The organism is Streptomyces sp. NPDC111516, from assembly GCF_055635345.1.
Map to the genome: position 1 here is coordinate 15663 of NZ_JBVKBV010000043.1, position 7592 is coordinate 23254.

Here is a 7592-nt window from a genome sequence, read left to right on the forward strand (position 1 = left end):
GAATCCACCGTTGCCCGCGTGCACCACCATGCGGCCGGGATGGTGGTCGACGCGGAGCTCCTCGGTGAGCTGGAGAAGGCCGCGGCAGAGAAAAAAAAGGGGCTCCGGACAAGGGGCAAAACCCTTCGGGGTACACCGGTTGCGACCTGCGGTGCTCAGCTTGAGTGGGACGCCGTCGAGCGGAAGGTCTCAATCACCTGGCGCGCGGTGCGCGACACCGGGCGGCGCGCTGTCTCTGCCTGTCCCTGCGGTTGCGCCGGCGCAACCGCAGGGACGACTCCTGTACCGGTCAGGCGTACGGCGACGGGAGGCGGCCGGTCCTTCACTCGGCGGCGTCGTCGTTGGCCAGGTACTCCAGGCCGACACGAAGAATGCCGGGCGCCCATGCCTTGCGGATCACGATCGGCCTGGGCCGGTCGTGCAGCCAGATGGCCGCGTAGCCTGGCGTGATGGTCGTGGCCGGACCTGCTGTGCCGAAGGTGACATCGCTCCGTGTCTCCGCCGTCTGGATCAACGCGATCTGATCCCGATGCAGGACACGGGGAGCCCGCCACTGCGGGGACACGAGCAGGAGTCCGTGCTCGTACAGAACGATGCGCGTGATGCCCTTGGAGGGCGGGAGCCAGCAATAGGCCACGATGGCGACGGCGAGGACACCGAAGACGATGAGCGATCCCGTGATGCCGCCTGTGATCAGCGCCGGCACCCACGCGATCAGCATGGCCGCACACACGGCAAGGAGCAGATAGGGCAGCGGAGTCGGGCGGAACAACCGGTGGGTACTGAAGTGTTCACCGAGTCCGGCCCTCTCGGCCGCGCGAGCGTACGGATCAGCATCCTTTGCCATGTATAACCCTTCCCCAGCAGCGCAGTTGTCACCCCGAGCGCGGCGCGGACATCATAGCCGGGCCACGCGCCCACGACGCGGGGCCTCGGCCCGCGCCGAAGGCCCTCCCGCCCGATGCGGGCAGCGCTGGATACCGCCGGTAGGAGGGCGCGCCGTGCGCCCGATGGCCGCCGCGGTCCCGGCCGCCCTCGGTGCGGTGGTACCGACGTGTCGAGGCGGCGCAGGCGGCGGCCCCTGGGGTCAGATGTCGAGGAAGCGGACGTCCTTGGCGTTGCGCTGGATGAAGTGGCGGCGTGCTTCGACGTCCTCGCCCATCAGGACGGAGAAGAGGTCGTCGGCGACGGCTGCGTCGTCGAGGGTGACCTGGCCCAGGACCCGGTGGTCGGGGTCCATGGTGGTCACGCGCAGTTCCTCGGCGTTCATCTCGCCCAGGCCCTTGAAGCGCTGGATGGAGTCGTCTTTGATGCGGCGGCCGGCCTGCCGGCCCCGTTCGATCAGCAGGTTGCGTTCGCGGTCGGAGTAGGCGTATTCAACGTGGTCCCGGCTCCACTTGATCTTGTAGAGCGGGGGGCGGGAGAGGTGCACGTGGCCCTCTTCGATCAGCGGCCGCATGAAGCGGAAGAGGAAGGTCAGCAGCAGGGTGTTGATGTGCTGGCCGTCGACGTCCGCGTCAGCCATCAGGATGATCTTGTGATAGCGGAGCTTGGCGATGTCGAAGTCCTCGTGCACGCCCGCGCCGAACGCGGAGACGATCGCCTGGATCTCCTGATTGTGGAGGATCTTGTCGATCCTGGCTTTCTCGACGTTGAGGATCTTGCCGCGGATCGGGAGGATCGCCTGGTACTGCGGGTTGCGGCCGGACTTCGCTGAACCGCCGGCGGAGTCGCCTTCGACGATGAAGATCTCCGACTGCGAGGGGTCGCTGGACTGGCAGTCGGCCAGCTTGCCCGGCAGCGCCGCGGACTCCAGCAGGCCCTTGCGGCGGGTCAGGTCGCGCGCCTTGCGGGCCGCGACCCGGGCTGCGGCCGCCTGGATGGCCTTGCGTACGAGGTCGGCCGCCTCGTTCGGGTTGCGGTCGAACCAGTCGGTCAGGTGCTCGTGCACGACCTTCTGCACGAAGGCACGCGCCTCGGTGTTGCCGAGCTTGGTCTTGGTCTGGCCCTCGAACTGCGGCTCGCCGAGCTTGACCGAGATGATCGCGGTCAGGCCCTCGCGGATGTCCTCGCCGGAGAGGTTGCCGTCCTTGTCCCGCAGCAGCTTCCTCTCGCGCGCGTAGCGGTTGACGACGGTGGTCAGCGCCGTGCGGAAGCCCTCCTCGTGGGTGCCGCCCTCATGGGTGTGGATGGCGTTGGCGTAGGAGTGGACGCTGCCGGCGTACTGGCCATTCCACTGCAGCGCGACCTCGACCGACAGCAGCCGCTCGGCGTCCTCGCGCCGATGGAGATCACCGAGGGGTGGACCGGCTCGCCCTTGCGGGCGTTGAGGTGGGCGACGAAGTCGGTGATGCCGCCGTCATAGCGGTAGGAGACCGTCTTCGCCGCCTGCTCCTCGGCGGTGTCCGAGCCGGCTTCGTCGGCCGCAGCCGTGGCACGCGCGGACGGACGTTCGTCGGTCAGGGTCAGGGTGAGCCCCCGGTTGAGGAATGCCATCTCCTGAAAACGCCTGGCCAGCGTCTCGAAGGAGTACCTGGTGGTCTCGAAGATCGCACCGTCCGCCCAGAAGGTCAGCGACGTGCCCGTCCGGGAGGTGGCTTCGCGGCGGGCAGGCGGGGCGGTAGGGGCGCCGTCCTTGTAGTCCTGCGTCCACCGGTAGCCGTCGGTCCAGATCTCCGCCGACAGCCGGGTCGACAGGGCGTTGACCACCGACAGGCCCACCCCGTGCAGACCGCCGGAGACCGCATAGCCCCCGCCGCCGAACTTCCCGCCCGCGTGCAGCACGGTCAGCACGACCTCGACGGCCGGCCGCTTCTCCACCGGATGCATCCCCACCGGAATGCCACGGCCGTCGTCGACCACCCGCACGCCGCCGTCAGCCAGGATCGTCACGTCGATCCGGTCGGCCACCCCCGCCAGCGCCTCGTCCACGGAGTTGTCCACGAGCTCCTGCACGAGGTGGTGCAGCCCTCGCTCGCCCGTGGAACCGACGTACATCCCGGGCCGCTTGCGTACGGCGTCGAGACCGTCCAGGACAGTGATCGCGTTGGCGTCATAGGACGCAGCCTCGGCATGGCCGGTCTGCTCAGATCCGGAGGTGCCGGTGCGAGTGCCGTAAGTGGTCACAGATGCTCTCTTTCGGGCATGGCAGACCGCGCTCCGGCACCACGGTGCGGGAGCGGCCGGACATCTGGCGGGACAGGGCGCGGCAACACAAAAAGGACCCTGAGCCCGCAGGGCTCGGGACCAGTGGCTGCCGGAACGCTCTCCAGCGTACCGAAGGCGCCTCTTGCCCTCGGGGCGAGAAGACTCCCGTACGCGCCTGTGCCCCCCTTTCACCCCCTCTGTCGATCCCCCTGCGCCATGTCCATCAAAATGCACCAGGGAGGCGCATGGCGGCTTTCCTGGTGCCTTGCTGTGCAGGGCCGCAGACACTTTCTTCGGAGTGACTCCCCGTCAGTCGCGCTGCGTCAGGCCGCCGGCTCGCGGCCCGTCAGGGACTCTGCTCGGCAAAGGGCTCTTGGCCGGCTCCGGTGGCCGGTCCCAGGGGCGCCGATGGGTCACCGTGGTGGTGGCCGGGTCGTACTTTGGTCGCGGTTCACCCGGCAGGGCTCGCGCCGGGTGGCCGGCGCGGTAGCCGGTCTCCGCCTCCGGCACGTGCTCGGCCCGCAGCCGTGCCCGTTTCGGCTGGTCCTCGCTCAGATCACTCTTCAGCACCTGACCGCGTGGCCGTGGGGGCTGTTCCGCGGCCGCTTCGCCGGGCCGGCACTCCGGGTGGTGCATGAGCCACCGGATCGGGCGGCGTTCCACCTCACCTGCGGCATCCCGCAGCACCAGGGCGCCGGCCTAACGCCAACCACACGCCATCGCCGGCTCGTTGGACGCGCCGGACTTCAGCTCGTCGTCCTCGCCGATCCGCGGCCGCGGCCCCACGCCCAACAGCCACCGGCCGCCGTCAGCCATCACCGCCAGGAAGTCGGGCGTGTGCTCTGCCCGCCCCCCGGCATGCTCGAAGCTGAGCCGGAACGGCTGCGACAGCACCTCCCTCACCCGCAGGAAGTCCGGTGCGAGCAGCAGGCGTTGCTCCTCCGGCGACTCGAACCCGTGATGCCGGCCCGTGGAGACCACGAACTGCAGCCCGGGCCGGCGCCGCTGCCGGGCCCCCAGCCGAAACGGCGCACCGGCTGCGACGTGAACAGCGGCACCGTCTCCAGATCCCGCGCCGCCCGGATCACATCGTCACCATCGAACTGCCAAGTCGTCATCCATCGCTCCAGCCAGCCGTGGCCCAACGGCAAACGCATCTGTACGTCCTCGCCGACGGCGTGCGGTGCGACCAACTGCTCCAGCCCGCACGCGTCCGAGGCCACCCTTGCCCGCCTCCGCTCACCACTCACGCAAGCGGCACAGCAGCCCTGCTCATGCCCCGCGTACAGAACGCCGCACCTGATCAGAAAACGCGACCTCGCGACCGCCCGGTCGAGGGAGCCGGCCAACTACCGATCGACGTCGCACAAGTCCAAGAAATGGCGCCGCGCCGGGTTAAAGAGTTGGATAAATGAAAGGGTAAACGCTGTTAGTGTGCGGGGTGGAGGGAGAGGCATATGGCAACCGAGGAAGAGCTGTTCGCGTCCGTCGATGCACTGCTGGAGGAGAAGCCGCAGCTCCCGCCCCCGGCGGAGCGGGCCCGGCTGCGGGAGGCCGCCGGAATCACGCAGGCCCGTCTTGCCCAGGCCCTGAAGTCGACGACGCAGACGGTGAAGAACTGGGAGAACGGCCGCTCCGAGCCGAAGCCGCCGCGCCTGGAGGCGTATCAGCGGCTGCTGAATGGCTGGGCGGCGAAGTACCCCGCGCACGGCACCGCGCCCGTCCCGGTCTCCGCGCCGGAGCCGGTCCCGGAGGCATTCACAGGCCCGGCCGCGTCCGAGGCGTCCCAGGCGGAGAAGGACCCGGTCCAGGCGTCCGCAGCCCCGCCCATGCCGGAACGCCCGGCCGCCCGTCCGGCGACGTCGTCGCGCCGCCCGGCCGCGAAGAAGGCCGCGCCCGTGCTCGACTCGCGCTTCCCGCACGGCCCCCTCGCCGTCCTGGACGGTGAGGGGGCCGCGTACGGGATCGACGGCATCGTGCTGGACTGCCCGGCGACCACGATCCCTCAGCTGGTGGAGTGGACCCTCAAGGAGTCCGGGCTCGGTGCACCGAAGCTGCACCGCAACAGCCGCGGCTCCGACCCGCTGATCGTGCTCACCAAGGACGCGGCCGTGAAGCTCGGACTCCCCGAGCGCCTGGAGGACCGCAGGGGCCTGCGCCTGGAAGACGGCCACCCCGTGGTCAAGCAGATCACCAAAGCGAGGTGGAAGCTCACCCAGCGCGGCTTCGGCCCGTGGGCGCGCGTCTACCGCCCCGCTCAGGGCAACCAGCGCCAGTGCGTGCAGCTCGTCGTCCTGCCCTGGGACGCGCTCGATGCCCGGTCCTGGCCCGGCGTCACCGACATGGAACCGGCCGGCATCGCCCGCGTCCTCGGCATCTACGCCCAGCGCGTCATCACCCCGTGCGGCTCCACCGCCACCTCCAGCCTGCAGCTGATGACAGCCCTGCGCCCGCCGACCCGCGCCGTCCAGGACAAGACCACCGGCCAGTGGGTCTCCGGCCGCAATCCCGGCAGCCTCGGCACCCAGCCGGTCGACCCGGCCCCGCCGGAGTGCCCTCCCGAGCACCCCGTGGTCGTGCACGGCGGCTGGAGCGGCGGCTTCTTGAACGAGGAGGCGTACCAGTGGGTGCGCGAGGTGGACCTGCTCTCCGACGAAGAGTGCATGATGCCCTTCGCGATCGGCCTGGACCTGAACACCGCCTTCCTCGCGGCCGCCGCCAGACTCACGGTGGGTCTGTCCGGCCCGGAGTATGTCAAGCGCCCGGTGTTCGACAAGAAGGTCCCCGGCAGCTGGTACGTCGACCTGTCCCACATCGAGCTCGACCCGCGCCTGCCCAGCCCGTTCACGCCGTCCGGCGAGCGCCCCGAGGGACCGGCCTGGTACCAGACCCACACCGTCGCCTACGCACAGGAACTCGGCCACAACGTCGCCCCGGTCGAGGCGTACCTGCGCCGGGAGACCGGCGCGTACCTGGACCCCTGGCACGACCGCCTCAAGGACGCGTACGTCGACACCCTCGCGGACCTGGGCGTCACCAAGGACCTCGACGACCATGCGTTCCTGACGGCAATGGACCGGCACAAGCAGGCCGACCCGGGCCTGGTGGCCGTCCTCGCCGCGATCAAGGGCACCATCAAGGGCGGTGTGGGCAAACTCCAGCAACGCCCGCAGGGACGCCACTACAAGGAAGGCGACCGGTGGCCGGCCCTGGAACGTCCGACCTGGCGCCCCGACATCCGCGCTGCGGTCATCAGCAAGGCGCGGGTGAACATGCACCGCAAGATGCTCAAGATGGCCGAGTTCACCGGCCTGTTCCCGCTCGCTGTGCTGTCCGACTGCGTCGTCTACCCGAGCCCCGGCCGAAGCCCGCTGGACTTCCTGCCCTACAGCACCTCCGGCAAGCCGCAGCCCGGCGCCTTCCGCCTCGGCCCCGCACCGGGCCTGGCCAAGGTCGAAGGCGTCCAGGAGATGGCCTGGGCAGTCGACCTGATGGAGAAGGACTACAACCCCGCCCGCCACATCAAGGGCGACGGCCACGACGCCAAGTTCGACGAAGGCGAGTAGACCGGTGGGCGCCGTTGACAACGCCTCGCGGATCGAAGCCGACGGCGAACTGGAACGGACGCCGGACCGCCTGGAGGTGCGCATGGCGACCCTGATGTCCGCCGTGCGCACCCACCGCACCTCGCCACGTCTGCGGCTGTGGCGGTACGACCTGCACGAGACGCGTGAGACCTGGTACCGGCTCGTTGACCCCGACGGCCAGGCCCCGACTGTGGAAGGGAGCTGAGCACCACCGTGGGAGACATCGAAGACGCCCTGGAACGCGCCGACCAGGAGGCGTTCACCCGCGAGCCGCCCAAGACCCTCCAGGCCCGGATCAATTTCCTGCTCAGGAAGCTGAAGACGACCAAGGCCGTCGCCCAGGAGCTCGGGGTCACCCAGCGCTCCGTGGAGCGCTACCGCAAGGGGGAGCGCAAGCACCCGCCCAAGGACATCGCCGCCCGGATCGACACCGCGGTCCGCTCCCGCTGGCAGCCGCAGGTCCGCAAACGCCGGCGGAAGGACGCCGCGACCAGCACCGGCATCACGGTGGAGACCCGGGCCCGGTTCGGCTACACCGCGCCCATCGGCACCACTGACGACGGACGCTTCCGTCGCCTCACCGTCCACCTCCCTCCGGCCTATGCACAACGCCTCTTCGATGCCCGGCAACAAGGCGTAAGCGACCAACAGATGCGCGACATCGTGGCGCAGGGATTGCAGGAGGTGTATTTCAAGGATGGCGGACGCCGCGCCGACAACCTCGAAGTCGCCATCAATGACATCGACTATTTCGACGTCTCGTTCTAGTGTCCTGCGCCGGAGATCCGTCGACAGAAGCGGGCGAGGGAGTCGAGGATCTCCTCGGCCGTCTTGGTCCAGACGAACGGTGTTGGGTTT

The 7592-nt window shown here is 69.5% G+C and carries 5 protein-coding genes and 1 pseudogene; 3 read left to right on the forward strand and 3 right to left on the reverse strand.

All coding sequences use genetic code 11. The features are described from left to right. Positions 1-322: 322 nt before the first annotated feature. From ACZ7L9_RS36750 to ACZ7L9_RS36760, 3 genes and pseudogenes are all read right to left on the reverse strand, one after another. Positions 323-847 (reverse strand): hypothetical protein, encoded by a 525-nt coding sequence (locus tag ACZ7L9_RS36750; RefSeq protein WP_471421869.1) that lies wholly within the window; start codon positions 845-847, stop codon positions 323-325. A gap of 240 nt (positions 848-1087) precedes the next feature. Then, positions 1088-3126: pseudogene (gene gyrB, locus ACZ7L9_RS36755) on the reverse strand (DNA topoisomerase (ATP-hydrolyzing) subunit B). Between the two features lie 720 nt (positions 3127-3846). Continuing rightward, positions 3847-4128: a hypothetical protein gene (locus ACZ7L9_RS36760; protein ID WP_471421870.1), complete on the reverse strand. Its 282-nt coding sequence runs from the start codon at positions 4126-4128 to the stop codon at positions 3847-3849. 476 nt (positions 4129-4604) lie between these two features. Here ACZ7L9_RS36760 and tap point away from each other — a divergent pair, with 476 nt between their 5' ends. Genes tap through tpg form a run of 3 tightly spaced genes read left to right on the forward strand, consistent with a single transcriptional unit; the run spans position 4605 to position 7502 of the window. Continuing rightward, the gene (tap, locus tag ACZ7L9_RS36765; protein WP_471421871.1) at positions 4605-6713 is read left to right on the forward strand and encodes a telomere-associated protein Tap; all 2109 of its coding nucleotides are present in this window, start codon (positions 4605-4607) and stop codon (positions 6711-6713) included. 4 nt (positions 6714-6717) lie between these two features. Then, entirely contained in the window at positions 6718-6939 is a 222-nt protein-coding gene (locus ACZ7L9_RS36770) for a hypothetical protein (protein WP_471421872.1), read from the forward strand. Positions 6940-6947: 8 nt separating this feature from the next. Beyond that, positions 6948-7502, forward strand: a complete 555-nt coding sequence (tpg, locus tag ACZ7L9_RS36775) for a telomere-protecting terminal protein Tpg (protein WP_471421873.1) — start codon at positions 6948-6950, stop codon at positions 7500-7502. The last annotated feature ends 90 nt before the right edge of the window (positions 7503-7592 follow it).

Bases quoted from the DNA above. Each gene is read 5' to 3' on its own strand.
- tap (WP_471421871.1), top strand. From the start codon at position 4,605: ATGGCAACCGAGGAAGAGCTGTTCGCGTCCGTCGATGCACTGCTGGAG.
- ACZ7L9_RS36750 (WP_471421869.1), bottom strand. From the start codon at position 847: ATGGCAAAGGATGCTGATCCGTACGCTCGCGCGGCCGAGAGGGCCGGA.